Origin of the sequence: Phaeobacter sp. QD34_24 (assembly GCF_028890115.1) — a bacterium.
Lineage (GTDB): Bacteria > Pseudomonadota > Alphaproteobacteria > Rhodobacterales > Rhodobacteraceae > Phycobacter.
On the sequence record NZ_JARCJD010000015.1, the window covers coordinates 1 to 24341 of the forward strand.

The following is a 24341-nucleotide window of genomic DNA, read 5'->3' on the forward strand; positions in this document are numbered from 1 at the left end:
CAGGTGCCCAAAGGTCTTCCTGTCAGCCATCGCACTCGCAGCGCTCGTCATTTACTGGCTATGAGTCCTGACCCTAAGACCTTTGAACAACTGCTTTACGGGACAGCGTCGGCCCTCAAGCGGTCAACAATGGTTTCGCAGTGGCGTATTGACGCCAAATAATAAACAATGGGTGATCCCGCCCAATGCATGAGCAGGATCAGGATGCGTTCTTATACGTCCAGCAGAATGTCGCCGTAGGATTCGCGCAGCTTGTTCTTCAGAACCTTTCCGGTGCCGCCCAGAGGCAGGTCATTGGTGAAGACCACCTTGTCCGGAATCTGCCAGCTGGCCACCTTGCCCTCATAATGGGCCAGCAGCTCTTCCTCGCTGAGACTGTCGTCATCGCGCACCGCGATCACCACCGGGCGTTCATCCCATTTGGGATGCCGCGCCGCGATGGCCGCGGCCTGTGCGACCTTGGGGTGCGACATGGCGATGTCTTCCAGCTCCACCGTCGAGATCCATTCGCCACCGGACTTGATGATGTCCTTGGAGCGGTCGCGGATGATCATGTAGCCATCGGCATCGATGGTGGCGACATCGCCGGTATCGAACCAGCCATCCATGGTCAGCGCGCTGCTGTCATGGCCAAAGTAGGTATCGATGATCCAGTGACCGCGAATCTGCAATTCGCCCTGGGTCTCGCCATCCTCGGGCAGGCGCTTGCCTGTTTCGTCGACGATGCGCAGCTCAACACCGTAAGGAGGGCGCCCCTGTCCTTCGCGGATCTTGCCCTTCTCCTCGATGGTCAGGTCATCATGCTTCTGCAGAAGGTTGTTGAGCGTACCCAGCGGGCTGGTCTCGGTCATGCCCCAGGCATGGATCAGCTCGACGCCATACTTGTCGCGGAAGGTGGGGATCATCACCGTCGGCAGGGCCGAGCCGCCGACCACCGTGCGTTTCAGGCTTTCCGCCTTGCTGCCGGTCTTGGCCAAAGCCTGCAACAGGCCCATCCAGATGGTCGGCACGCCCAGCGCCAGGCTGACGCGCTCGCCGTCGATCAGCTTGACCAGGCTCTCGCCATCCAGGTTCGGCCCCGGCAGCACCAGCTTGGCCCCAACAGCCGCCGCGATATAGGGCACGCCCCAGGCATTGACGTGGAACATCGGCACCACTGCCATCACCGTATCACGGGCCGAGATCGCCAGCCCGTCCGGCTGGTTGCCACCCAATGAGTGCAGCACCGTGGTGCGGTGGGTGTATTGCACGCCCTTGGGGTTGCCGGTGGTACCGGAGGTGTAGCACAGGCTGGAAGGCGTGTTCTCGTCCAGCTCGGGCCAGCTGTTGTCATCGCCTTCGGCGGCCAACAATTCGTCGTAGAACAGGATACCCGGCACCGCCTCGGCGGCGGCCTCATCCCGCGGTCCCATCAGCACGATGTGCTTCAGCGTGGTCAGATGCTCTTTCAGCTTGCCCACCGCAGGCACGAAGGTGGCGTCGATGAACAGCACCTGATCGTCGGCGTGATTGATGATGTAGATCAGCTGTTCCGGCTTCAGGCGCGGGTTGATCGTGTGGCAGATCATGCCCCCCCCAGAGACGCCAAAGTAGATCTCAAGGTGGCGGCGGTTGTTCCAGGCGATGGTGCCGCAACGCTCCCCTTCCTTGATGCCAAGGCGTTTCAGGGCAGCCGACAGTTTGCGGGCGTTTGCCTCGATCTCTCCCCAGTTGGAATGCACCACCTCGCCGGAGGTTTCCACCGAGGTCACGGTGGTGTTGCCGTGGTAGCGGCCCGCATGTTCGATCAGTGAGCTGATCGTCAGCGGTTTGTGCATCATCTTGCCAAGCATTTCGCTTTGCTCCTCCAAATATCACTCAGCGGCCAGGGCCGCGCGGTTGCGGATCATGTCCGCGGCTTTCTCTGCGATCATGATGGTCGGCGCGTTGGTATTGCCGCCGATCAGCCGGGGCATGATCGAAGCATCCACAACACGCAGCCCCTCCATGCCACGCACTTTCAATTCCGGATCGACGACCGCCATTTCGTCCTGCCCCATCCTGCAGGTTCCCACCGGATGATAGATCGTATCCGACCGGGCGCGGATGTGCTGCTCCAACGCTGCGTCATCCGGCTCTTCTTTGATGAATAGCTCCTTGTGGATGTAGCCCTGCAGGGGCGGTGTTTGCATGATCTGCCGGGTCTTGCGGATGCCCTTGATCATCACCGCCAGATCCTCGGGGTCGGACAGGAACTGCGGATCGATCCGGGGCGGCGCCAGGGGATCCCCCGAGGTCAGCCCCACAGAGCCGCGCGATTTCGGACGCAGCACACAGATGTGACAGCTGAAGCCATGGCCCATGTGCAGCCTGCGCGCGTGATCGTCGACGATGGAAATGACGAAATGCAGCTGCACATCGGCGCGCTCCTGCGAAGGGTCGGTTTTTAGAAACGCCGCCCCTTCGGCAAAGGGGGTCGCCAGCATGCCCTTGCCGGTCTTGCGCCAGTCATTGATGTGTTTCAAGAGGTTGACACTGCCGGGCAGCGAGATCCCGAAATTGTCCCGGTCCTTGCTTTTGTAGGCGAGGGTGAAATCGAGGTGGTCCTGCAGGTTCTGCCCGACACCCGGCAATTCATGCACCATGCCAATGCCATGCGGGGTGATGTCCTCGGGGCGCCCCACGCCCGACAGTTGCAGCAGTTGCGGCGAGTTGAAGGCGCCACCGCACAAGATCACCTCGCGCCGGGCATTCACTGTCTCGTCCTGCCCCCCCTTGCGGTAGGCCACACCGGTAGCGCGCTTGCCCTGGAACAGAACCTTGGTGGCATGGGCGCCGGTGATCACCGTGAGGTTACTGCGCTCCATCACCGGATGCAGATATGCGGCGGCAGCCGAGCAACGTTCGCCGTTCTTCGTCGCCTCGTGGAACTGGGTCACCTGGTACAGGCCGATCCCCTCGTTGTCGCCGGAATTGAAATCCTCGACCTCGCGGATCTGCAGCGCCTTGCCTGCCTCGACAAAGGCGCGGCTGATGGGACGCGGCGATTTCTGGTCGCTGACCTGCAGGGGGCCGCTGCCCCCATGGGCATCATCCGCGCCACGTTCGTTGTTCTCGGCGCGCTGGAAATAGGGCAGCACGTTCTGCCAGGCCCAGCCGGGACAGCCAAGCGACGCCCATTCGTCGTAATCCCCTGCATGACCCCGAATATAGAGCATGGCATTGATCGCGCTGGAGCCACCCAGGGCCTTGCCGCGCGGCTGGTAGCCCTTGCGCCCGTTCAATCCCGGCTGCGGTACGGTCTCATACGCCCAGTTGTTGATCTTGGGCCGCCCCGGCAGCATGGCAACCACCGCTGCAGGCGCGCGCACCAGGATGCTGTCGCCGCGCCCGCCCGCCTCCAGCAGGCAGACACTGATATTCGGATCTTCGCTCAGCCGTGAGGCCAGCGTCGATCCCGCCGATCCCCCTCCAACAATGACGTAATCAAATTGCATCGCTTCCCCTCCCAAGGCTGCGTCTGTTCCAAGCTGAGCGCAGGAGGGGGGCCCTGTCCATCATTTCTTCGCGTAAGACAGTCCGGACAGGGCGTTGAGGGCTGGCTTCCCTATCCTTCTTCGCGCGCGCCGGTCACCGGGCGAGCCGATGTGGCATAGCGCTCTGAGGCCTCATAGTAGTCGTCAAATCCGATCCGGCGGCGCAGCTCCATGAAATCCATCAGGTTGCTGCGCGGCTGGCCCGCCTTCATCTCTGCCAGCGTCTGCACCATCGCCTGCATGGCCGAGGCCATCAGCGACAGCGGATAGGCGGCAATGCGATAGCCGATCTCCTGCAAGGCTTCGGGCGGCAGGTCAGGGGTTTCGCCGCCCTCGACAGTATTGGCCATGTTGGGCGCATCCGTGGCGGCGCAGACCTCGCGCATCTCCGCTTCCGATCGGGGGGCCTCGACAAAGATGATGTCGGCACCCAGCTCGCGGAACTTCTGTGCGCGGGTCAGCGCCTCACCCAGCCCGTGGTCATGGCGGGCATCGGTGCGCGCCAGGATCAGGATGTCCTGGCCTTCATTGCGCGCATCCACCGCGGCGCGGATGCGGTCAAAGGCTTCCTCCCGGCCCACCACGGCCTTGCCCGGCGTATGGCCGCAGCGTTTGGGCGCCAGCTGGTCCTCGATCATCACCGCAGCGCAGCCCGCATTCGCCATGCCCTGCACGGTGCGGCGCACGTTCATCGCATTGCCATAGCCGGTGTCACCATCGGCAATCAGCGGCATGGTGATGGCTCCGGCGATATTGCGGGCCTGATCCAGCACCTCACCATAGCTCATCAGACCCAGATCGGGCGCGCCGATACGCGCGGCGGAGGCTCCAAAGCCGGTCATGAAGGTCAGGTCGAACCCGGCCTGCTCGATCAGCTTGGCCGAAAGCGCATCATAGGCGCAGGGCATGGTGTGCAGGCGGGGTTGCGCCAGAAGGGCGCGCAGTTTGTCGGCAGGGGTCGTCATGTCGCTCACAGTTTGAAGGGAATATAGAGGGCAAGATCCGGCATCAGATAGAGCAGGATCACGCATAGGAACATCAGCAGAAGGAAGGGAATGGCGCCGCGCGCCACATCTCCAAGCGTGGCCCGCGCCACCGCCTGGATCACGTAGAGGTTCAGACCCACGGGCGGAGTGATCAGGGCCGCTTCGACCATGACCACCATGAAGACGCCGAACCAGATCGGATCAAAGCCCAGCGCCATGGCCGCGGGCAGTAGCACCGGCGTCATGATCAGCACCATCGACAGTGCCTCCAGCACCAGCCCCATGACCACCAGGATCGCAGCGACAAGCAGCACGAACATCACCGGGCTGGAGACCGCATCCGAGATGAAACCACTGATCTCCTGCGGGATGCGATAAAGGGTGATCGCCTTGCCGAAGACCTTGGCCCCCGCGATGATCAGCAGGATGGCAACGGTGGTGGCCATGCTGTCCATCGCCGCCTCCCAGAAGGCCTTCCAGGTCAGGGTGCGCAGGATGACGGCGGTGATCACAACGGCAAAGGCAAATCCAATGGCGGCGGCTTCGGTCGGAGTGAAGGCGCCGGAATAGATCCCCGCCACAACAACGGCCGCAAGCGCCATCGAGGGCAGCGCACGCAGGCTGGCGGCGCGGCGCTCGGCTCCGCTGGCTTTTTCACTGCGACCCATGCCCTTCATCGAGGCGTAAATCATCGAATAGCCGGAAAAGAGCACCAGGAGCGCAAGACCGGGGCCAACACCCGCAAGGAACAGCGCGATCACCGATTCCTCGGTGACAAAGCCGTAGACGATCATCGGGATCGAGGGCGGGATCAGGATGCCCAGCGTGCCCCCCGCAGCCAGCAGCCCGTAGACAAAGCGCTTCTCGTAGCCGCGGTTGATCATCTCGGGGATGGCCACGGTACCGATGGTGGCGGCCGTCGCCACAGAGGAGCCGGAAATCGCCGCGAACAGTCCGCAGGAAATTACCGTCGCCACCGCAAGCCCGCCGGGCCAATGCCCGACCCAGGCCTGCACCGCCGCGTATAGGTCACGGCCAACGCCGCCTTTCAGCAGCACGTTGGACATCAACAGGAACAGGGGCACCGCGAGCAGAATGAACCCGTCCAGCGTAGACAAAACCGCCTGCGGTGCCATCAGCGGAGAAAAACCGCCAAAGATCAGCAACGACAGGCCAAGCCCGCCCAGGGCAAAGGCCACCGGCACACCGATCAGCAGCAGACCGAACAGGGCGATAAGAATCAGGAAAACGGTCATCAGTCGTGCTCTCCCTCAGCCACGATCTGCCCCTGCAGGGCGCGAAGGGTCTCGATCACGGCCTGGATCAACAGGATGGCAAATCCGAAGGGCAGCGACAGTTCCACAAACCACATAGGCATATCCAGCATGGTGCCGGTGGTGCGGCCACGGACAAAGCTGTCATGGAAGATCTCGTAGCCGTAAAACAGCAAGATGGCCGAGAAGACAGCGACCGCGGCCATGGCAAAGACATCCGCCGCCAGCCGAGGCCCGCGCGGCAGGTTGGCGATCACGGCGGTGATGCGGATATGGCGCCGCTCCCGCAGGCACCAGGGCGCTGCGATCAGTGATCCCCAGATCAGGCAGAACTGGCTCAGCTCCGCTGCCCAGATGGTGGGCCGCACAAAGAAATAGCGGGCCAGCACCTCATAGGTGAGCATGATCCCGGAAAGAACGAAAAGCGCCGCCGCCACAAGGGCCAGCGCGGTCACGAACCTGGCAAAAACGTCCATGGAATGTCCCGAAGAATAGAAGCGGACCAGCCCCCGCATTCAAGGGCTGGTCCGGGATGGTCAGGTTCAGAAGTTTTCGGCAGCAGACAGGATCTGCGCGCCCAGCTCTCCGGCCTTGGCGCGGAAACCGTCATAGACGGGGGCTGCAGCGGCCTTCCAGGCGGCGATTTCTTCATCCGTGGGCGTGTAGATGGTCATGCCCGCCTTTTCCGCTTCGGCATAGGCGGCAGCTTCGATCGCGGACATCTCGTCCCGCACGGAAATCTCGGCCTTGCGCGCGGCATCCGCCATGATCTTCTGATGCTCTGCCGACAGGCCATTCCACCAGTCGGTATTGGCCACGACGAGGAATTCGATATCGGCGTGGTTGGTGACGGTGATGGTGTCCATGACCTCCCACAGTTTGCGCGATTTCACACCCGATACGCCGGTCATGCCGATGTCGACGGTGCCACGCTGGTAGGCGAGATACTGCTCGGACCCCGAGATCAGGGTCGGCGCACCACCGGTTGCAGTCACGAAGTCACCCAGCGTCTTACCAAAGACACGGGCCTTCTTGCCTTCCATGTCGGTCGGTGTCTTCACCGGGCCACCCTGCGACAGCATGATCGCACCGCCATAGGCCTGCCACCACAGAACCGTCGCACCTGTGTCGGCGATGGCGGCATCGATCGGCGCGCGCACCGGGCTGCCGGGCTCAACCGCCTTGCGGACCTTGTCCTCGGAGTTGAACAGGAACGGCATGTAGAAGACATCCACCGCCGGGATATCGCCCACATAACGCGTCAGCGAGGCGACGCCCATCTCGATGGCGCCCGATCCCACGGCGGCGGGCACTTCCTTGTCCTTGTACAGCTGCGCCGAGTCGTAGATCTCAACCGCGATATCCCCGCCCGAGGCTTTCTCCACCTCTTCCTTGAACATCAGAAGGTTCTGGCCAAGGTGGCTTTTGAGCGGCAGCTGCAAAGAGATACGGGCCGTCACATCAGCCGCAAAGGCGGGCAGTGCAGTGCACAGCGCCAGCGCGGCGCCTGTCAGCGTCGAAGTCAGTTTCATAAGTTTTCCTCCCTTAATAAAATCATGTTCCATCAAGGGCTTACCCCTGGTCAAGGGAAATGGCAGCAACAATATGAGTGCGCTATTCGAACCCGGTAATCTGTATGTAATTCAAATGTTTATGGATTTATGAGCCGCGAAAAAAGATCGCTGTCGGCCCTTGGGTCTTCCCGGCTTTGGCAAAGATCCAGCAGCAGAATCGACTGAATGCGCCCCTGCGCCGCGCCTGAGGCGCGGCGCAGGGCCCAACGGGAGAGGATCATCCAACGGATGGTCTGATCCGGGCGGGAGAGCCCCGGCCCGGGCTCTATCCCAACACGGCCTTCACGGCCCGGGCGGTGGCAGCGACCACTGTGTCGGCCTCCGCGCGGCTCAGGCAGAAGGGTGGCGCGAAGCCCAGGATATCACCCTGCGGCATGGCGCGGGCAATGACCTTGTCCTGCTCCAACAGCTTGGCCGCGATCTGCGGACCGATCTTGTCGGCGGCGTCAAAGAAGCTGCGGCTGCCGCGATCCTTCACGAACTCCACCGCGCACAGCATGCCCTCACCGCGAATGTCGCCCACCTGGGCATGATCGCCCAGCGCATCCTTCATCGACTGATTGAGATAAGCGCCCACGCTGCCTGCATTCTCCACCAGGTTCAGCTCATCGATCAGCTTGAGGTTGGCCACCCCCGCCGCAGCGCCGATGGGGTGGGCGGAATAGGTCCAGCCATGGCCGATGGGGCCGTTTTCATCGGTGCCCTGCTCCAGCACCTTCCAGACCTTGTCAGACACGATCGAGCCTGACAGCGGCGCATAGGCCGAGGTCAGCCCCTTGGCGATGGTGATGATATCCGCCTCGATCCCGTAGTGATCACTGCCGAACATGGTGCCGAGACGGCCAAATCCGGTGACCACCTCGTCGGCGACCAAGAGGATGTCGTGCTTCTTCAGCACGCCCTGGATCGCCTGCCAGTATCCGGCCGGGGGCGGCACGATGCCCCCCGTTCCCAGCACCGGCTCGCCGATGAAGGCCGCGATGGTGTCGGCGCCTTCGCGCTCGATCAGCGCCTCCAGCTCGGCGACGCAATGGGCGACGAACTGTTCCTCGGACTGGCTCTGATCCGCGCGGCGGAAATAGTAGGGCGCCTCGGTGTGCACCACCTGCGCCAGCGGCAGATCGAATTTCTTGTGAAACAGCTCCAGCCCCGTCAGCGATCCCGTCACCAGCCCCGAACCATGATAGCCCCGCCAGCGCGAGATGATCTTCTTCTTCTCGGGCCGACCCAGGATGTTGTTGTAATACCAGATCAGCTTGACGTTGGTTTCATTGGCGTCCGAACCACCAAGGCCGAAATAGACCTTGGACATATTGGCGGGCGCACGGTCCAGGATCATCTTCGACAGGGTGATCGACGCCTCGGTGCCATGGCCGACGTAGGAATGGTAATAGGCCAGCTCCCGCGCCTGTTCACCGATGGCCTCGGCGATCTCCTGGCGGCCATAGCCGACGTTCACACAGTAGAGCCCGGCAAAGGCATCCAGCAGCTTGGTGCCATCGCGATCCTCGATATGGACGCCGCTGGCGGTCTTGATCACGCGGGTCGGGCTTTCGCCACGCGCGTGCTGCGCCAGATGGGTGGAGGGGTGAAAGAAATTGTCGCGGTCCCACTGGTCCAGTTGGTCGTTCTTCAGCATGTCATGTCCTTGATCGGCAGCCCAATACGTCAGGCTGCACTTTCTAGGCTCTTGCCAGAAACGGGAACTGATCTTCAGCAGGATGGCAGAAAAATCTCTGCCGGATCACCCCCCCAGCAGAAGATCCAGCGGTGGCGCGGTGGGGCCCTTGACGGGCTTGGTCACCACATAGGTGAAATAGCGCGACAGGCCGATACGCGCCTCCAGCATGGCATCGATCAGCGCCTGATAGGCCTCGATATCGCGGGTCACCACCTGCAACAGATAGTCAAAGCCCCCGCCCAGCGCCCAGCAGCCGGTGATCTCGTCATATCGCTGTATCGCCGTTTCGAATGTCTGAAAACTGGCCGCCGTGTGATCGGCGATTTCCGCCGCCACGAAAACGGTGACATGCGGAGCCAGTTTGCGCAGGTTGATGCGGGCGCCATAGCCTTCAATCAGACCCGCCTGTTCCAGCTTGCGCAGCCGGTCCCAGCAGGGGGTTGCGGACAGGCCGATGCGTTCGGCCAGGGCCGCTTTGGTAATGCGCCCTTCCTGCGACAGCACCCGCAGGATGGCGATATCCCGGTCATCAAGACGTATCATGCAACAGGGCGTATCACGGGCAGAGGGACTGGAAAAGCACTAGAGCCGCACCCGCTCCGCGGCCTTCCCGCCGCTGCCGACAAGGTGCAGGTTTTCAGCCACAACCCAAGATGTGCACAACATTACGGCACCCACCCGCCAAATACCCCTGAACTGCCAAAAATTGGGGGTCGTTTTGGGAAAACCCCGTGTCGCGAATAGATCCGAAGCGGAAGATGTATTCATCTACGCTTCACTTACCGCTTTTCGCCATTGATTGATCAGAGATCGCCATGCCACTGGAACACGCTCCCTTCTCGCAGGCCGAATACGCCCGCCGCATCGACAAGACCCGCAAGGCCATGGAGGCGGCCGGGATCGAGGTTCTCTTTGTCACCGACCCCTCGAACCAGGCCTGGCTGACCGGCTATGACGGCTGGTCCTTCTATGTACACCAGGGGGTGATCCTGGGCCTGGATGGCGATCCGATCTGGTGGGGGCGCACCATGGATGCCTTTGGCGCCCTGCGCACCGTCTGGATGGAAGAGAAAAGCGTCATCGGCTATGATGATCGCTATATCCAGTCCACCACCTGCCACCCGATGGAGGATCTGGCCGCCCATCTGACCCGCCTCGGCCATGGCATGGCCCGCATCGGGGTCGAGATGGAGAACTACTACTACTCGGCCAAGGCCCATGCGGTGCTAGAGCAGAGCCTGCCCGATGCGCAACTGCAGGACGCCACTGCTCTGGTGAACTGGCAGCGCGGGGTGAAATCGGATGAGGAGCTCACCTTCATCCGCCGCGCCGCCCGCATTACCGAAAGCATCGTCAACCTCGCTATCACCCGCGCCCGCCCGGGCCTGCGCAAGAACGAGCTGGTGGGCGATATCCTGCAGGCCGGCACCTACGGTGTGGGTGACGACTGGGGCGATTATCCCGCCATCGTGCCGCTGACGCCCTCCGGCCTGGATGCCACTGCGGCGCATCTCACCTGGGATGGGCGCCCGATGCAAAGCGGCGAAGCGACCTTCTTTGAGCTCTCAGGCTGCTACCGCCGCTATCACGCGCCGCTCTGCCGCACGGTCCATCTGGGCCAGCCGCCACAGGCGATGCTGGATGCCTCTGCAGCGCTGAACGAAGGGATCGAGGCAGGTCTTGCCGCAGCCAAGGCCGGAAACCGTGCCTGCGACATTGCAAATGCCCTCAATGGCGCGCTGAAGAAAGCCGGGATCGATCGCAACGGCCGCTGTGGCTACCCCATCGGCCTCAGCTACCCGCCGGACTGGGGCGAGCGGACGATCTCGATCCGCGACACCGATGAAACCATGCTGGAACCCGGCATGACCTTCCACTTCATGCCCGGCCTGTGGATGGACGACTGGGGGCTGGAGACCACCGAAACCATCCTGATCCGCGACAGCGGCCCGGCCGAGGCGCTCTGTAATGTGGAGCGCAAGCTCTTCATCAAGGACGAGGGCTGAATGACCTTCCTGCCCCGAACGACAGACCTCCTGGGAGAGCTCATCGCACTGCCGACGGTCTCGGCTGACAGCAACCTGGCGATGATCTCCCTGCTGGCGGACCGCCTCGATAGCGCAGGCGCAACGGTACACATCTGGACGGATGAGAGCGGCACCAAGGCCAACCTCTTTGCCACCATCGGGCCGGAGCGGGACGGCGGCATCGTGCTGTCGGGCCATTCGGATGTGGTGCCGGTGACCGATCAGGACTGGACCAGCGATCCCTTCCAGATGGTGGAACGGGACGGTCGGCTATACGGACGCGGCACCTGCGACATGAAGGGGTTCATTGCCGCCGCCACGGCGATGGCGCCGCACTATGCCGACCTGAACCCTTCCCGCCCGATCCATTTCGCCTTCACCTATGACGAGGAGGTCGGCTGTTTCGGGGCGCAGGCCCTGGCCCAGTCGCTGAAGGAACGCGGCCTGCGCCCCGGCGTCTGTATCGTCGGGGAGCCGACGATGATGCGCATCATCGAAGGGCACAAAGGCTGCTATGAATACTCCACCCATTTCACCGGGCTGGAGGGGCACGGGTCCGGCCCGGACCTTGGCGTCAACGCGGTGGAATACGCAGCCCGCTATGTTGCGCGCCTGTTGGAGCTGAAGGACGCCCTGCGCGCCCGCGCGCCCGAAGGCAGCCGATTCGAGCCGCCCTGGACCACCATCAACACCGGTGCGCTGGTGGGCGGGCACGCCCATAACGTGATCCCCGGCAAGGCGCGGGTGGATTGGGAAATGCGCCCGGTACAGAAATCCGATGCCGATTTCGTCAAGGAGGATCTGGAGCGCCTGTGCACCCACGCCCTGCTGCCGCAGATGCGCGCCATCTGTCCCGGGGCCGATATCGTGACCGAGGTGATCGGCGAAGTGGACGGGCTGGAACCGGCATCTGAGAACGAGGCCCGCGAGATCCTTCAGGAGCTGACCGGCGCCAACGGGGCCGATCTGGTGGCCTTTGGCACCGAGGCGGGGATCTTCCAAGGGTTGGGCATGAATGTCGCTGTCTGCGGACCGGGATCGATCGAACAGGCGCACAAACCGGATGAATATGTCTCGCTCGACCAGCTGTCCCAATGTCTTGGGCTGCTGGAAGGCCTGTCCACCAAACTGATCTGATCCGCACCTCCAAGGGCGCGATGCCCCCATAGGCCCACAGCCGCCAGCCAAAGGAGGGCTGACGCATGACAACAGCCCAGGGAAGCGCCCGCGACCGGTTCGAACTGATGCACCGGGAGATCCGGGATCGCATCTGCCTCTTGGACTATGCGCCCGGCACCCGCCTTTCAGAGATCGAACTGGCCGAGGAATTCGGCGTCAGCCGCACGCCCCTGCGCCGGGTTCTGGCCCGGCTTGAGGACGAAGGGTTGGTGCAATCCGTTCATGGCGTCGGCACCTTCGTGACGGATGTGAACCTGGATGCCCTGGCGCAGACCTACCAGCTGAGAATGGAGCTGGCCGGCATGATGGGCCATGTGATGCCCCTGCCCCCTGATGATACGCTATTGACTGAATTTCGCGCGCTTTCTGCCCGCTCGAAATCCCTGCTCCAGACGCCCGCAGCCCGCGATTTTGCCCAGCTGATCACCGATTTCTTTCGCGCCACGCTGAAACTCACTAGCAACATGCAACTGCGGCTCATCTCGGAACGGCTTTACTATCAGACCGCCCGGATCTGGCTGACCTCGGTGTCGGAATCGGTGATCGATCTGGAGGAGGAGATGCGCATCTTCGATGGGGAACTTGATACATTGATCGGCGCCCTGGAGACCCGAGACCTGCGGGCCGCCGCCCTGTTGCAACAGGCCCATATCTCGATGAGCTATGCGCGCATGTCCGCAGCGGGCTGACAGGCATAAACCGCATATTAGGCTCCATGCGCTCCAGTGCCGGACAACAGGAGCAATCGCCCCTTGGCTTGTCACAGTTGAGTTCGCCGCCTTTAGCGCTTATCTCGGCAGCAGGCGGGCCGCGCGGGCCGACCAGACAAAGGATATCTCCATTGGCCAATCATCTTTACAAGAACGATCTGCCGGACGGGCTGGATCTGGGGCCCGTCGTGGCCATCGATTGTGAAACCATGGGGCTGAACCCTCATCGGGACCGGCTTTGCGTCATTCAGATGTCGGGCGGTGACGGCAATGCCCATATCGTGCAGATCGAAAAGGGCCAGAGCGAGGCCCCGAACCTCTGCCGGATGCTGGAAGATCACGACGTGCTGAAGCTGTTCCATTTCGGACGCTTCGACATCGCTGCCATGTACCATGCCTTTGGCGCCCTGGCCGCACCGGTCTATTGCACCAAGATCGCCAGCCGCCTGGTACGCACCTACACGGATCGCCACGGGTTGCGGAATATCTGCCAGGAGCTGATCGGTGTCGATATCTCCAAGCAGCAGCAGATGAGCGACTGGGGCGCCGAAACCCTGACCGAGGCGCAGCTGGACTACGCCGCATCGGATGTGCTGCACCTGCACCGCCTGCGGGACGAGCTGAACAAGCGCCTGGCCCGCGAAGGGCGCACCAAGATGGCCCAGGCCTGTTTCGATTTCCTGCCGATGCGCGCGCGCCTCGATCTGGAAGGCTGGCCCGAAACCGATATCTTTGCGCACTCATGACCGAGACAGAACAGCTCCTCGCCACCGCACGGCAGGTGGTCACCGACGAGGCCCGCGCACTGGATGCCCTGGCCGAAGGGTTTGATGATCGCTTTGCCGATGCGGTGCGCCTGATCCTTGAGGCCAAGGGGCGGGTGATCGTCAGCGGCATCGGCAAGTCCGGCCATATCGGCCGCAAGATCGCCGCAACGCTTGCCAGTACAGGCACCCCCGCCCATTTCGTGCACCCGGCCGAAGCCAGCCATGGTGATCTGGGCATGCTCTCCAAGGGGGATGTGGTGCTGGCGATCTCCAACTCTGGCGAGGCGCCGGAACTGGCCGATCTTCTGCTGTTCACCCGCCGGTTCGAGATCCCGCTGATCGGCCTGTCCAGCAGGCCCGGCAGCACCTTGATGACACAGGCCGATGTGCACCTGCAGATCCCCGCCCTGGGCGAGGCCTGCGGATACGGTATCGTACCGTCGATCTCCACCACGCTGACCCTGGCCATGGGCGATGCGCTGGCGATCGCCATCATGAAATATCGCGATTTCCGGCCCGAGAATTTCCGCGACTTCCACCCCGGCGGCAAACTGGGCGCGCGCCTCTCGAAGGTGCGTGACCTGATGCATGAAGGCAGTGCCCTGCCGCTGGTTCAGGACGCAACGCCCATGTCCGATGCGCTGATCGAAATCAGCCAGAAGGGCTTTGGTGTCGTGGGCGTCACCAGCGCGGATGGCGCCCTTGCGGGTATCATCACCGATGGCGACCTGCGCCGCCACATGGAGGGGCTGCTGGATCACAAGGCCGCCGACGTCATGACCAAGGCGCCCACCACCATCGGCCCGGACGCCCTGGCCGAAGAGGCGGTTGCGATCATGAACGCGCGCAAGATCACCTGTCTCTTCGTGGTGGATACTAGACAGGGACCACAGGCGCAGGGTCTTTTGCACATTCACGACTGCCTGCGTGCAGGCCTCGGCTAAGGCGGAGGGGGACGACGGAATGGACCGCTATTCGCGCATGGTCGCTTACCTGAAGGTGCTTTTGCCCCTGACGGCGCTGGCGCTGCTGTCCACCCTGTTCCTGATCTCGCGCGGGATCGATACCGATGCGGTCATCCCCTTTGCCCAGAAGGAAATCGAAGAGCGCATGCGCGGCCAGCAGATTACCGGCCCGTTCTTTTCCGGCACCACCGCGGACGGCGATGAGATCATGGTGACGGCAAGCGTCGCGCGGCCCGGCAGCTCTTCTGGGAATGGGGCGATGGCCAGCGATCTGGAGGCGGTGATCCGGATGGCGCAGGGCGGGCGAATGACATTGGTCGCGGAGACCGGCACCATTCACCCCGGTCAGGACATGGCCCGGTTCACCGGCAATGTGCGACTGACCTCGGTAGACGAGCTGGTGGTGGAAACCGAAGAGCTGGAAACCTCGCTCAGCAGCCTGCGGGTGCAAAGCCCCGGTGCGGTGCGGGCGACAGGCCCCATGGGGACCCTGACCGCCGGGCAGATGCTGATCACTGCTCAATCCGAAGGCGCACCTGTTCAAATGCTATTCAAAAATAGAGTCAAGCTGGTATACGATCCTAGTAGCGAAGAAAGATAGCCCGTGTTCAAATTACCCGCCTTGATGATTTTGGTGGTCTGCGCCCTTGCTGCGCAGGCTCCTGTCGCCAGTGCCCAAAGCGGCACCATCGCATTTGGCGCGGTCAAGACCGACCCCAAGGAGCAGGTCGAGGTCACGGCGGACGCTCTGGCGGTCAACCAGGCAGATGGATCGGCTGAATTCAGTGGCAATGTCCTGATCATCCAGGGTGTCATGCGCCTGTCGGCGGACCGGGTTCTGGTCATCTACAAGACCGACGCGGCCGGCAAGCGCGGCATCGACCAGCTGGAAGCAACCGGTAACGTGCTTCTGGTCAGCGGCCCCGACGCCGCCGAGGCAGAACGGGCGAAATACACCATCGACAGCGGCACGATCGTAATGAGCGGCAATGTCCTTCTCAGCCAGGGGGACAGCACGCTGACCTCCAACCGGATGGAAGTGAACCTGACCACGGGTACCGCCAGCATGGCCGGACGCGTCAAGACCATCCTCAACCCGGATGGCAACGACTGATGGCGGCCAAACCCGATCTGAAAGTGACGGAAGGCTCCTCGGGCCTCAGAATCGAACATCTGCGCAAGAGCTATCGCAAGAAGGTGGTGATCCGCGATGTCTCCATGCGGCTGGACCGCGGAGAGGTCGTCGCCCTTCTGGGGCCGAACGGATCCGGCAAGACCACCAGTTTCTACGCCATCGCGGGCCTTGTGTTTCCCGAGGCGGGCACCGTCACCATCGACGGACAGAACGTCACCACCCTGCCCATGTACCGCCGGGCGCGCCTTGGCATCGGCTACCTGCCGCAGGAAATGTCCATCTTCCGGGGCCTCTCGGTCGAAGACAATATTTCAGCGGTTCTGGATATCTCCGAACAGCATGACCACAAGCGGCGCGAGCGGCTGGAGGAACTGCTGTCGGACTTCTCCATCGAACATCTGCGCCGCGCCCCGGCCCTGGCGCTGTCGGGCGGCGAACGGCGCCGGGTGGAAATCGCCCGCTGCCTGGCCGCCAATCCGAAATATCTGCTTCTGGATGAACCCTTTGCCGGGGTCGATCCCATTTCCGTCGGCGATATCCGGCACCTGGTTGCGGATCTGAAGAAACGTGGCATCGGGGTTCTGATCACCGACCACAACGTGCGCGAAACCCTGGAGATCGTGGACCGTGCCTATATCCTGCATGACGGGCAGGTGCTGATGTCGGGCACCCCGGCCGAGGTGGTGGAAAACGAAAACGTGCGCCGCGTCTACCTGGGCGAAAACTTCCGCATTTCCTGATCACGGCATCGGGGCGGGCATCGGCCTTTTCCCGCCTGTTTGCTTTTCCTTCACCTTGTATTTCGCTTCTTCATTGACTCTCCCGGCCAGTTGGCATGGAATCGAGATATGGCAAATGTGCAGTTCGATGCAGTCCGTAAGTTGGCCTTGGCGACAAGGTCCGGTCGGCTGCTTCTGACTGATTTGCCTAATCCCCTCATTCGCAGCTGACGACCCTCCATCGGGCCTGCGCCCGGTGGCGTTGCGAATGGGCATTATTGTGAAGGAGATCACATGCGTTACAAAATCAGCGGACAACAGATCGATATCGGCGAAGCCCTGCAGTCTCATGTCAAGGATGAGCTGGGAGCAGCCGTCGCGAAATACGCAGAGCGCCCCACGGACGCCAATGTGGTCTTTTCCCGCTCTGCGCATGAATATGTCTGCGAAGCCACAGTCCACCTGTCCACCGGTCTCACGGCACAGGCCAAGGCCCATGCTACTGAAATCTATGCGGCTTTTGATGGCTGCTGCGCCAAGATGGAAAAACAGCTGCGGCGCTACAAGCGGCGGCTGAAGGACCACCACCGCGAACGCAGCGAACCGGTTGAACTCCTGGGCGCCAGCTCTTATATCCTCGCCTCTGACGAAGCGGAGACCGGGACCGAACCCGACTCACTGCAGCCAATCATCGTGGCCGAGATGGAAACCAAGATCCCATCGCTGTCGGTCGGGGAGGCGGTGATGCAGATGGAACTGGCCGGGGCGCCTGTTCTGGTGTTCCGCAATGAAGGCAAAGACGGGTTGAACGTGGTCTACCGCAGGGACGATGGCAACATCGGTTGGATCGATCCCTAAATCGTAGGCCCAGCGGCACGCCAAATCCGGCGGCCGAGCGGAGCAGATGACAGAGATGCAGATTTCCAACATCCTCAAACCGGAGGCGGTCCGCGTGATCGGCGCCGCCTCCAGCAAGAAGCGTCTGTTCCAGGAAATCGCAGAAGTCGGGCAGCTTGCCTATCGTCTGAATGCGCAGCCGACGGTTGACGCGCTGCTGGATCGCGAAAGCCTTGGCCCAACGGGGGTAGGACACGGCGTTGCCCTGCCCCACGCACGGCTGGATGGCCTGACCGAGGTCTGCGGCGTCTTCGTCACCTTGGAGAAGCCGCTCGATTTCGGCTCTGTTGACCGGCAACCGGTCGATATTGCATTCGCCCTTTTCGCGCCCGAGGATGCGGGCGTTGAACATCTGAAGGCGCTGGCGCTGGTCTCGCGCACCCTGCGTGAACAGTCCTTCTGCACAAAGCTGCGCGCCAATAGCGATCCCGCGACGCTTTACACCATTCTAACCGAGAACCAGCCGGTACAGGCGGCCTGATCAGAGCGGCTATTTGCCCTTCTGTATCCAGGGACCAAAGCCGAAGGTCAGGTAATCCCGCTGATAGAGCCTGGAAATACGGTCTTCCAGGTCGACATCATAGATGGCCTCCACCCCGTAGGGCTCTGGCCCTGGTCCAGAGGGCACCGCCGGTACCGTCTCACAGCCCAATCGCCGCGCCAAAGCAGGAAGCTCTGACGTCAGTTCCTCTTCCCGCAGGATCAGATCCGGTGCGCCCAGCTCGGCAAATCCTGAAATCGCCTGCGACTGGCTGGCCCATTCGGCATCGACCCGGATCGAGGTCTGCCCGGCCAGATTGGTTTTCACAAAGCTGACGAAAGCCTCAAACGCGGCCCGATGATCGTCGCGCGTATAGCTCTCATCGGGGCCATCCTGCGGCAGCGGCACCTTGAAGCGGCGGCGCAGGGTCTCGCGGATCGCGCCGTAGCTCTCGGCATGCCTGTTCAGGATCCGATGGCAGAAGACCCGATGCAGACGCTCCACCGGATGACGCAGCACGGTGAAGCTGCGGAAGCCCTTGTTGCGGTTCTTCCACTGGCGCAGCTGTTTCTGGTTCATGCCCGAAATCAGCTCGTCCTGCGCGACACTGTCCAGCGCCGCCATCCACTCCGTCACCTCTGCCTCTGGCCCGCCCCGCACCGGCAGGTACAGTAGCGGCGACTTGGCAGCCGCGATGTAGCCCGGCACCACTGGCCCCCGGCGTGGTTCGAAATTCGGGGTGCGGGACAGGTTGAACAGGTCCATCTCTGCCGTGGCAAGTGTCACATCCTCGGGGTTTGAAACCTTGGACAGGGTCGGCGCCGGGTTCTGGCGTTTGAGACTGTCATCCAGGGCCTCTAGGCGCGCCGGAACCCCCAGCCATTTGGCCAGGCCGTTCATCACCTCCAGGCTTTGCAGATCCTCGTAGTCCACATAAAAGGCGGTCTGGCCGCTGTGTTGCAACCGGTTGAGCAACATTACCTGAAAGGCCTGCAACGTCCCCACATGGCGTGCAAACTCAATGGCATCGAATTCCGCCAGCGCCTCGCGGCGGCGGGTGATATTGGTGAGCTTCCATTGCCCGGTTTCACGGGCGATCTTGTGCGATACGTAGCTGTCCAGCGGGTTGCGGGTCAGGATGATCTTGGCGCAGCGCGGATCCTCCAGCGCGAGATCCAGAATGCGCGGATCGTGATTGTGGAAATAGCGAAAGCCCGCCAGCATATCGGGCTGCGCGCGAATCCGCTCGATCAGCCCGGCAGGATCCGCCTCGCGCATCTCCTGGGTCATGCCCAGCACCTCGGTCCGGTTCGGGTAGCCGATGAAATGCGGATTGAAGGCCTCTCCGTGGCAGACCACGCCCTCAAGCGCATTGAGGTTCGCCTCCAGAAAGTTGGAGCCGGTCCGCATTTCGGCAAAGACGATGAAGTAATCAAAGGGATCTTGCATGGTCAGCTATCGCACCAAATAGGGTCTGCGGGGCGGTTTTGGCATGGTCACCGGTTCCTGTTCCACCGGGAAATCTCCCATCAGGTAGGGATGCATGCCCTGGTTCTTCAGATTTTGCAGGAACTGTCCAAACCCTTCCAGGTCCACCATGCTTGGCACCTCGTTCAAGTGACCCGGCGTCTTGGCCCCCATTTCTTCGAGAATGGTCTGCAGGGGCTCCATCGGCGCCTCGACGAATTCCGCCATGGTCCAGATCCGCACGCGGGCCTTGGTGCTGCGCTCCCTCAGCATCTTGAGCTGCCCGGCCTCGATCCGCTGCAATCGCGCCGCGATGCGTCGCAGTTCGGAAAAACTGCGCTTTGAGCGCGACAGCGGTACCGCCCAGGCGCCGCTGATCACCGAGACCTGCGCATTGGGATCGGTAGCGATGAGCCGCGCGATCTTCTGATGATCTGCGGGACCGAACTGAAACCCCTGGCGCTCCCCACGGGTGTTCCAGATCAGGTTGGTCAGAAAACTCTGCGGATTGTAGTTTCGCAGCCGCGCGGAATCGCTGAGCGCGCCATTGAGCATGGTCTCACCGCCCGCAAATTCGGCCCGCTCGGGCGCAAACAGGTGCCCATGCACCCGCGCCCCCGTCATACGGGCCAGCCAGCCGTCAAAATCCTCAAACAGTTCGGCAAAGCCCTGGAACACCGAATAGGGGCTGGCGGTTACCGCATTTATCGCGGTTTGGCCCGGATAGCGGCTTTGCATATAGAGCCCTTCGCGCCCCCGCGTGCGCCGTTCCACCGCCTTTGCAAAAACCCGGTCGATCTTGACCGGGTTCGGCTCTACTCCGGTCATCGCATCGCCTCTTTCGCTCAGAAAGGTCTGATAGAGCCGCTCTGCGCTTGGCCAGATCTTGCGGGCAACAAAGCAATCCGAACGGCGCAGAAGTTGCAGATGGTCATCGTAGAAGATGTGCGGCTTGCCCTCGAAATCGAACTTGGACAGCGTCAGGGAGCGGCTTTCGATCTTCGCCGAATGCTGTCGCGCCAGGGTTTGGTAGTAGCTTTCGTCAGGAATCCAGACCTTCTGGAAATAGCGATCATGGGTGATCCGCTCCGGGTCTTCGAGGATGGCCGACAGCGTCTTGCGGGTCAGACACCACCACTGGCTGCCCATATGGGGCACCAGGCCCGGCGGGATACGCCGCTTGATCCCAAGCTTGCGCTGCAGGGTCACATAGCGATCAAACAAATACCGGTGACGCTTCCAGGAAAAGGGAAACCGAAGGGTGAACCGCTCCACGTCCAACCCGCCCACGATCCAGGGCACATCGGCGGTGGTGGCGCTTTCGATGAAATCGGTCTCGGGCCGGGCCGCCAGATAGTCGACCAGATCCTGCACCGGGCGCAGCGGCAGGCACGATCCGGACGCAAGGTAGACATGGCGTACACCGGGGTGCTGGTGCAACATCTGTTCAGAGGCCGATTGCGAAGCCGCAACGATGCCCCAGGTCCCCCATTCGCACCGGTGACGCGTGGAAAAGCTGATCAGTTGGTCCTGTGCCAGCCCATCGCGAAATCCCCTGTAGGCCGCCTGTGGCACCTTGCGGTCCACATGGATCACCACCGGGCATCCCCCCGCAGCCCAATGCCGGGCAACCTGCGCGGCCCGATCCAGCGCGGTATGCACCAGCATGACAATGCCGACGGTGCCGCTGTTCAGATCCTGCTGACCCGGAGCCGGTGACGCGCTCATGCCCAATTCCCCTTGGACATGAGGCCCAGAATCTCAAGCTGGCGCCAGTTGATGTATCGCTCGCTCCACTTGCACCACAATTCCGGGTGGTTGTCCAAAGCCTCGGCATAGGCCTTGTATTCGGCCGATTGCGCATAGTGCTGGTTGCGGGACATCTCCTCTCGGGCCTTGGTGCCGAAGGTATCGAGAAACTTGGTATGCAAGAGGGCACCGCAGGCCTTCTCTCCGCCGCCCGTTTCATAGACCCGGTTCAGCCCGCGCGGCAGCAGGGCATGGGTGGAGCTGACATAGGCATAGCGGCGATCCCATTTGACCAGCGGGATCTTGTTGAGAGCCGGTGCCTTCTTCGGCGTGTCGGCAAAGAACAGCCGCGCCCGAGGCCCGCCCTGGATCCACAGGTTTCCGTAGGTCGGGTTCTTGCTGATGGTATAGTTGCCGCTGTCGAACCAGTTCGCGATCTCCAGGGGGTCCTGACCCACCTGATAGACCGCATCGGACACCCGCCCCTTGGGATAGACATCCACCAGCATCGCCGAAAAGCTGCGGATGGCGGAATTGTCCAGCCAGTCGGTCAGCGCCCGAATGGGGCGCGTGTCGCAGAACGGGTAGATGAACAGCTCATCCGGATCGACCACCAATACCCAGTGACCATGGGCATAGCGGCGCTTGAGATAGTTCATCCAGTCGATCCCGAAACCGGCGTGCCTGTAGCTTGCCTCGGTCCGCCAGAGCGACACATCCGACATGCCGCGCAGATACTCTGCCGTGCCATCCTGCGAACCGTTGTCCACGAACAGGAAGTGATCGACACCCAGGTTGCGATAGTACTCCAGGAAGTAAGGCAGGCGGATCTGTTCGTTGCGCATGGTCGAGACCAGGAGGATATCCTGCGGGCGGATCGCCTTGGTATTGTCCTGAACCGCAGTCAGCTCACGGGATTTCCTGAGCGCCCGGATCAATCTGCGTTTTCGCCGCAGACGCATTCGGTAAGACTGCCAAAGACCCACGTTTACTCCTTGCACGCCTTCAAACCTGATCCGGCTGCCGCCGATCTCATTAGCTGCACGCAATATGTCACGCGGCCAAGCTATTAACAACGCATTTAGAAACAGTTACGCGCCAATGCCAATAGCAGCACAGCGGCCGGCAGCGCCGCTCACCAATCTGGCGCCTGCATCAGCCCAAGGTCGCTCAGCTGCTCTGGGCCTTTGTATTTCAAGGACTTCTCAACCCAAAGATCTGGCGCAGCGGTCAGGTGATCATAGTAATGATCAAAATCGGCGGGGGTATGGAAATGCTGCTGCCTCTGCTTTTCCGTTGCCGATTTGGGAACAATCTCCGGCAGGAATTTCGTATGCAAGAGAACGCCCGAAGGCTGCGCCCCGCCGGGGCCGTCATAAAGACCATTCAACGCGGGCGGCAATGCCCCATGGGTAGAGTTCACATAGGCATAGCGGCGGCTCCAGCGGATCAGCGGGATCTTGTTCAAGGTGGGCGAGCGGCGCGGATCGGACGCAAAGAACACCCGCTCCCGCGCGCCGCCCTGCAGCCAGAGATTGCCCATGGGAAGCTGGCGCACCGCGCGATAGGGGGCAGGATCGAACCACTGCAACACCTCCAAAGGATCCTGCCCGGCTGTGTAGCTTGCCTCATCCAGCGGCCCGTGCGGGTAAAGATCCAGCATCATCGCGCCAAAGCCTCTGCGCCCCTGCCGATCCAAGAGATCTGTCAGTGCCTTCAGATCATGCGAGGCAATGCCGCTATAGGTCAGCAGCTCATCCGCATCCACGGTCAGGCACCAGTGATCGTGACCATGGGTCATCAAGAGATATGTCAGCCAATCAAGTCCGAACCGCGACGCCTTGTATCCTGCCTCCGTCTGCCACAGAGAGACATCCTCCTGCCGCAGCAGCATCTCTGTGCTGCCGTCATCGCTGCCGTTGTCGATGATCAGGAAGTGGTTGATGCCAAGGCGACGGTAGTAGTCCAGAAAATAGGGCAGCCGAGTCGCTTCGTTGCGCAGCACAACAAAAGCCAGGATGTCACCGGAGGCTATCCGGCCACTCCTGTCCGCAAGAGGCTTCAACTGGTGACGCGACCGCCAGGACCGCCACAGCAACCGCCGCCTCTTCCAGCGCAGACGATAGCCCGCGCGCCAGCCGATCCTTGGCATCTCGGCAACGGCGCGGGAGGCCTCCATATCAGGCCTCGTAATGGCCGGTCTGGTGCCACTTCCAGGCATCGGCGATCATCACCTCCAGGCTGGAGCGCTCCGGCGTCCAGCCCAGATCGGTGATCGCGCGGGTGGAGCCCGAGACCAGCTTGGTGCAATCCCCTGCCCGGCGCGGCCCCTCGGTGCAGGGCACCTTGCGACCCGTCACCTCTTCGGCCTTGTCCATCACTTCGCGCACGGAAAATCCGCTGCCGGTGCCCAGGTTGAAGATCTGGCTGCCCTTGCCGTCCTTGAGCCACTTCAGACCCAGAACATGGGCATCCACCAGATCGCAGACATGCACGTAGTCGCGGATGCAGGTGCCATCGGGGGTGTCGTAATCGGTGCCGAAGATGGTCAGCGCATCGCGTTTGCCGTCGATCGCATCCAGCACCAGCGGCACCAGGTGGGTTTCGGGTCGATGGAACTCGCCCACCTCAGCCTCGGGGTCGGCACCCGCCACGTTGAAATAGCGGAAGATCACCGAGCGCAGCCCGTGGGCGGCGCCGAAGTCCTTCAGGATATCCTCCACCGCACGCTTGCTGGCGCCATAGGCATTGAGCGGCAGCTGCGGCGTGTTCTCGTCCAGCACCACATTGTCATGCTCGCCATAGGTGGCGCAGGTCGAGGAGAAGACAAAATCAAGGCATCCGGCGGCCACAGCCGCCTCGATCAGATTGAGCGATCCACCGGTGTTGTTGGCCCAGTAGCGGCCCGGCTGGCTCATCGCCTCCCCCACCTGGCTGAGGGCCGCAAAATGCATCACCGCAACCGGCTGGTATTTGGCAAAGACCTCGTCCAGACGGGCACGATCCGCCAGATCGCCCTTCTCGAAGGGGCCGAATTTGACGGCATCCTGCCAACCCGTGATCAGATTGTCGTAGGTGACAGGGGTGAACCCTGCCGCCTTCAGTGCCTTGCAGGCATGCGAGCCGATATAGCCGGCACCGCCGGTCACCAATACATTTGCCACGTTCACTGCACCCTCGTGTTGATGTTTCACGCTTTCGCCAGCACTGCCGCT

General features: G+C 62.1%; 23 protein-coding genes. 10 read left to right on the plus strand and 13 right to left on the minus strand.

The annotated features are described in order from the left end of the window. Positions 1 to 212: 212 nt before the first annotated feature. The 8 genes from PXK07_RS12895 to PXK07_RS12930 all read right to left on the minus strand — a co-directional run bounded on the left by PXK07_RS12895 (position 213) and on the right by PXK07_RS12930 (position 9570). On the minus strand, positions 213 to 1832 hold the full coding sequence (locus PXK07_RS12895) for a long-chain-fatty-acid--CoA ligase (RefSeq protein WP_274848731.1): 1620 nt from the start codon (positions 1830 to 1832) through the stop codon (positions 213 to 215). Positions 1833 to 1853: 21 nt separating this feature from the next. Continuing rightward, positions 1854 to 3476, minus strand: a complete 1623-nt coding sequence (locus PXK07_RS12900) for a GMC family oxidoreductase (RefSeq protein ID WP_274848732.1) — start codon at positions 3474 to 3476, stop codon at positions 1854 to 1856. Positions 3477 to 3586: 110 nt separating this feature from the next. After that, positions 3587 to 4480, minus strand: coding sequence for an isocitrate lyase/PEP mutase family protein (locus tag PXK07_RS12905; protein WP_274848733.1), 894 nt, complete (start codon positions 4478 to 4480; stop codon positions 3587 to 3589). Between the two features lie 5 nt (positions 4481 to 4485). Beyond that, positions 4486 to 5757, minus strand: coding sequence for a TRAP transporter large permease (locus PXK07_RS12910; protein WP_274848734.1), 1272 nt, complete (start codon positions 5755 to 5757; stop codon positions 4486 to 4488). Next, on the minus strand, positions 5757 to 6251 hold the full coding sequence (locus PXK07_RS12915; protein ID WP_274848735.1) for a TRAP transporter small permease: 495 nt from the start codon (positions 6249 to 6251) through the stop codon (positions 5757 to 5759). Before PXK07_RS12915 ends, PXK07_RS12910 begins: the two co-directional genes overlap by 1 nt. A 66-nt stretch (positions 6252 to 6317) precedes the next feature. Then, a complete protein-coding gene (locus PXK07_RS12920) occupies positions 6318 to 7307 on the minus strand; it encodes a TRAP transporter substrate-binding protein (protein WP_274848736.1) in 990 nt (329 codons plus the stop codon). Between the two features lie 307 nt (positions 7308 to 7614). Beyond that, complete coding sequence (locus tag PXK07_RS12925; RefSeq protein WP_274848737.1) at positions 7615 to 8988, minus strand: aspartate aminotransferase family protein; 1374 nt, start codon at positions 8986 to 8988, stop codon at positions 7615 to 7617. Positions 8989 to 9093: 105 nt separating this feature from the next. Continuing rightward, positions 9094 to 9570: an Lrp/AsnC family transcriptional regulator gene (locus PXK07_RS12930; RefSeq protein ID WP_274848834.1), complete on the minus strand. Its 477-nt coding sequence runs from the start codon at positions 9568 to 9570 to the stop codon at positions 9094 to 9096. 275 nt (positions 9571 to 9845) lie between these two features. On the opposite strand from PXK07_RS12930, the gene PXK07_RS12935 reads away from it, so the two are divergent. From PXK07_RS12935 to PXK07_RS12980, 10 genes are all read left to right on the plus strand, one after another. Then, positions 9846 to 11036: a M24 family metallopeptidase gene (locus PXK07_RS12935; protein WP_274848738.1), complete on the plus strand. Its 1191-nt coding sequence runs from the start codon at positions 9846 to 9848 to the stop codon at positions 11034 to 11036. Next, the gene (gene argE / locus PXK07_RS12940; protein ID WP_274848739.1) at positions 11037 to 12194 is read left to right on the plus strand and encodes an acetylornithine deacetylase; all 1158 of its coding nucleotides are present in this window, start codon (positions 11037 to 11039) and stop codon (positions 12192 to 12194) included. A 65-nt stretch (positions 12195 to 12259) separates the two neighbouring features. Beyond that, complete coding sequence (locus tag PXK07_RS12945; protein WP_274848740.1) at positions 12260 to 12925, plus strand: GntR family transcriptional regulator; 666 nt, start codon at positions 12260 to 12262, stop codon at positions 12923 to 12925. Between the two features lie 152 nt (positions 12926 to 13077). Beyond that, positions 13078 to 13692 (plus strand): ribonuclease D, encoded by a 615-nt coding sequence (locus PXK07_RS12950; protein ID WP_274848741.1) that lies wholly within the window; start codon positions 13078 to 13080, stop codon positions 13690 to 13692. Further along, positions 13689 to 14657, plus strand: a complete 969-nt coding sequence (locus PXK07_RS12955) for a KpsF/GutQ family sugar-phosphate isomerase (protein ID WP_274848742.1) — start codon at positions 13689 to 13691, stop codon at positions 14655 to 14657. Before PXK07_RS12950 ends, PXK07_RS12955 begins: the two co-directional genes overlap by 4 nt. A gap of 19 nt (positions 14658 to 14676) precedes the next feature. Beyond that, a complete protein-coding gene (lptC, locus tag PXK07_RS12960; RefSeq protein WP_274848743.1) occupies positions 14677 to 15279 on the plus strand; it encodes an LPS export ABC transporter periplasmic protein LptC in 603 nt (200 codons plus the stop codon). A 24-nt stretch (positions 15280 to 15303) separates the two neighbouring features. Then, a complete protein-coding gene (locus tag PXK07_RS12965; RefSeq protein ID WP_274848835.1) occupies positions 15304 to 15792 on the plus strand; it encodes an LptA/OstA family protein in 489 nt (162 codons plus the stop codon). Next, entirely contained in the window at positions 15792 to 16553 is a 762-nt protein-coding gene (gene lptB, locus PXK07_RS12970) for an LPS export ABC transporter ATP-binding protein (RefSeq protein WP_274848744.1), read from the plus strand. The genes PXK07_RS12965 and lptB overlap by 1 nt, the downstream gene beginning before the upstream one ends. Positions 16554 to 16826: 273 nt before the next feature. Continuing rightward, entirely contained in the window at positions 16827 to 17390 is a 564-nt protein-coding gene (gene hpf / locus PXK07_RS12975) for a ribosome hibernation-promoting factor, HPF/YfiA family (RefSeq protein WP_274848745.1), read from the plus strand. Between the two features lie 55 nt (positions 17391 to 17445). Beyond that, positions 17446 to 17910, plus strand: coding sequence for a PTS sugar transporter subunit IIA (locus tag PXK07_RS12980; RefSeq protein WP_274848836.1), 465 nt, complete (start codon positions 17446 to 17448; stop codon positions 17908 to 17910). A gap of 9 nt (positions 17911 to 17919) precedes the next feature. Here PXK07_RS12980 and PXK07_RS12985 read toward each other — a convergent pair whose 3' ends face one another. The 5 genes from PXK07_RS12985 to galE all read right to left on the minus strand — a co-directional run bounded on the left by PXK07_RS12985 (position 17920) and on the right by galE (position 24290). Further along, positions 17920 to 19359, minus strand: coding sequence for a sulfotransferase family 2 domain-containing protein (locus PXK07_RS12985; protein WP_274848746.1), 1440 nt, complete (start codon positions 19357 to 19359; stop codon positions 17920 to 17922). A gap of 6 nt (positions 19360 to 19365) precedes the next feature. Further along, a complete protein-coding gene (locus PXK07_RS12990; RefSeq protein WP_274848747.1) occupies positions 19366 to 21105 on the minus strand; it encodes a DUF5927 domain-containing protein in 1740 nt (579 codons plus the stop codon). Then, positions 21102 to 22088 (minus strand): glycosyltransferase family 2 protein, encoded by a 987-nt coding sequence (locus PXK07_RS12995; RefSeq protein WP_274848748.1) that lies wholly within the window; start codon positions 22086 to 22088, stop codon positions 21102 to 21104. The genes PXK07_RS12990 and PXK07_RS12995 overlap by 4 nt, the downstream gene beginning before the upstream one ends. Before the next feature lie 173 nt (positions 22089 to 22261). Next, entirely contained in the window at positions 22262 to 23305 is a 1044-nt protein-coding gene (locus PXK07_RS13000; RefSeq protein ID WP_274848749.1) for a glycosyltransferase family 2 protein, read from the minus strand. A gap of 1 nt (position 23306) precedes the next feature. After that, positions 23307 to 24290, minus strand: a complete 984-nt coding sequence (gene galE / locus PXK07_RS13005) for a UDP-glucose 4-epimerase GalE (RefSeq protein ID WP_274848837.1) — start codon at positions 24288 to 24290, stop codon at positions 23307 to 23309. Between the last annotated feature and the right edge of the window lie 51 nt (positions 24291 to 24341).

What these genes read in the sequence shown, in the direction of transcription:
- PXK07_RS12965 (WP_274848835.1), top strand. Translation starts at nt 15,304, where the DNA reads ATGATTTTGGTGGTCTGCGCCCTTGCTGCGCAGGCTCCTGTCGCCAGT.
- argE (WP_274848739.1), top strand. Translation starts at nt 11,037, where the DNA reads ATGACCTTCCTGCCCCGAACGACAGACCTCCTGGGAGAGCTCATCGCA.
- PXK07_RS12895 (WP_274848731.1), bottom strand. Translation starts at nt 1,832, where the DNA reads ATGCTTGGCAAGATGATGCACAAACCGCTGACGATCAGCTCACTGATC.
- PXK07_RS13000 (WP_274848749.1), bottom strand. Translation starts at nt 23,305, where the DNA reads ATGGAGGCCTCCCGCGCCGTTGCCGAGATGCCAAGGATCGGCTGGCGC.
- lptB (WP_274848744.1), top strand. Translation starts at nt 15,792, where the DNA reads ATGGCGGCCAAACCCGATCTGAAAGTGACGGAAGGCTCCTCGGGCCTC.
- PXK07_RS12945 (WP_274848740.1), top strand. Translation starts at nt 12,260, where the DNA reads ATGACAACAGCCCAGGGAAGCGCCCGCGACCGGTTCGAACTGATGCAC.
- lptC (WP_274848743.1), top strand. Translation starts at nt 14,677, where the DNA reads ATGGACCGCTATTCGCGCATGGTCGCTTACCTGAAGGTGCTTTTGCCC.
- PXK07_RS12910 (WP_274848734.1), bottom strand. Translation starts at nt 5,757, where the DNA reads ATGACCGTTTTCCTGATTCTTATCGCCCTGTTCGGTCTGCTGCTGATC.
- PXK07_RS12995 (WP_274848748.1), bottom strand. Translation starts at nt 22,088, where the DNA reads ATGCGTCTGCGGCGAAAACGCAGATTGATCCGGGCGCTCAGGAAATCC.
- PXK07_RS12900 (WP_274848732.1), bottom strand. Translation starts at nt 3,476, where the DNA reads ATGCAATTTGATTACGTCATTGTTGGAGGGGGATCGGCGGGATCGACG.
- PXK07_RS12935 (WP_274848738.1), top strand. Translation starts at nt 9,846, where the DNA reads ATGCCACTGGAACACGCTCCCTTCTCGCAGGCCGAATACGCCCGCCGC.
- PXK07_RS12920 (WP_274848736.1), bottom strand. Translation starts at nt 7,307, where the DNA reads ATGAAACTGACTTCGACGCTGACAGGCGCCGCGCTGGCGCTGTGCACT.
- PXK07_RS12915 (WP_274848735.1), bottom strand. Translation starts at nt 6,251, where the DNA reads ATGGACGTTTTTGCCAGGTTCGTGACCGCGCTGGCCCTTGTGGCGGCG.
- PXK07_RS12990 (WP_274848747.1), bottom strand. Translation starts at nt 21,105, where the DNA reads ATGAGCGCGTCACCGGCTCCGGGTCAGCAGGATCTGAACAGCGGCACC.
- hpf (WP_274848745.1), top strand. Translation starts at nt 16,827, where the DNA reads ATGCGTTACAAAATCAGCGGACAACAGATCGATATCGGCGAAGCCCTG.
- PXK07_RS12980 (WP_274848836.1), top strand. Translation starts at nt 17,446, where the DNA reads ATGCAGATTTCCAACATCCTCAAACCGGAGGCGGTCCGCGTGATCGGC.
- PXK07_RS12955 (WP_274848742.1), top strand. Translation starts at nt 13,689, where the DNA reads ATGACCGAGACAGAACAGCTCCTCGCCACCGCACGGCAGGTGGTCACC.
- PXK07_RS12925 (WP_274848737.1), bottom strand. Translation starts at nt 8,988, where the DNA reads ATGCTGAAGAACGACCAACTGGACCAGTGGGACCGCGACAATTTCTTT.
- PXK07_RS12985 (WP_274848746.1), bottom strand. Translation starts at nt 19,359, where the DNA reads ATGCAAGATCCCTTTGATTACTTCATCGTCTTTGCCGAAATGCGGACC.
- PXK07_RS12905 (WP_274848733.1), bottom strand. Translation starts at nt 4,480, where the DNA reads ATGACGACCCCTGCCGACAAACTGCGCGCCCTTCTGGCGCAACCCCGC.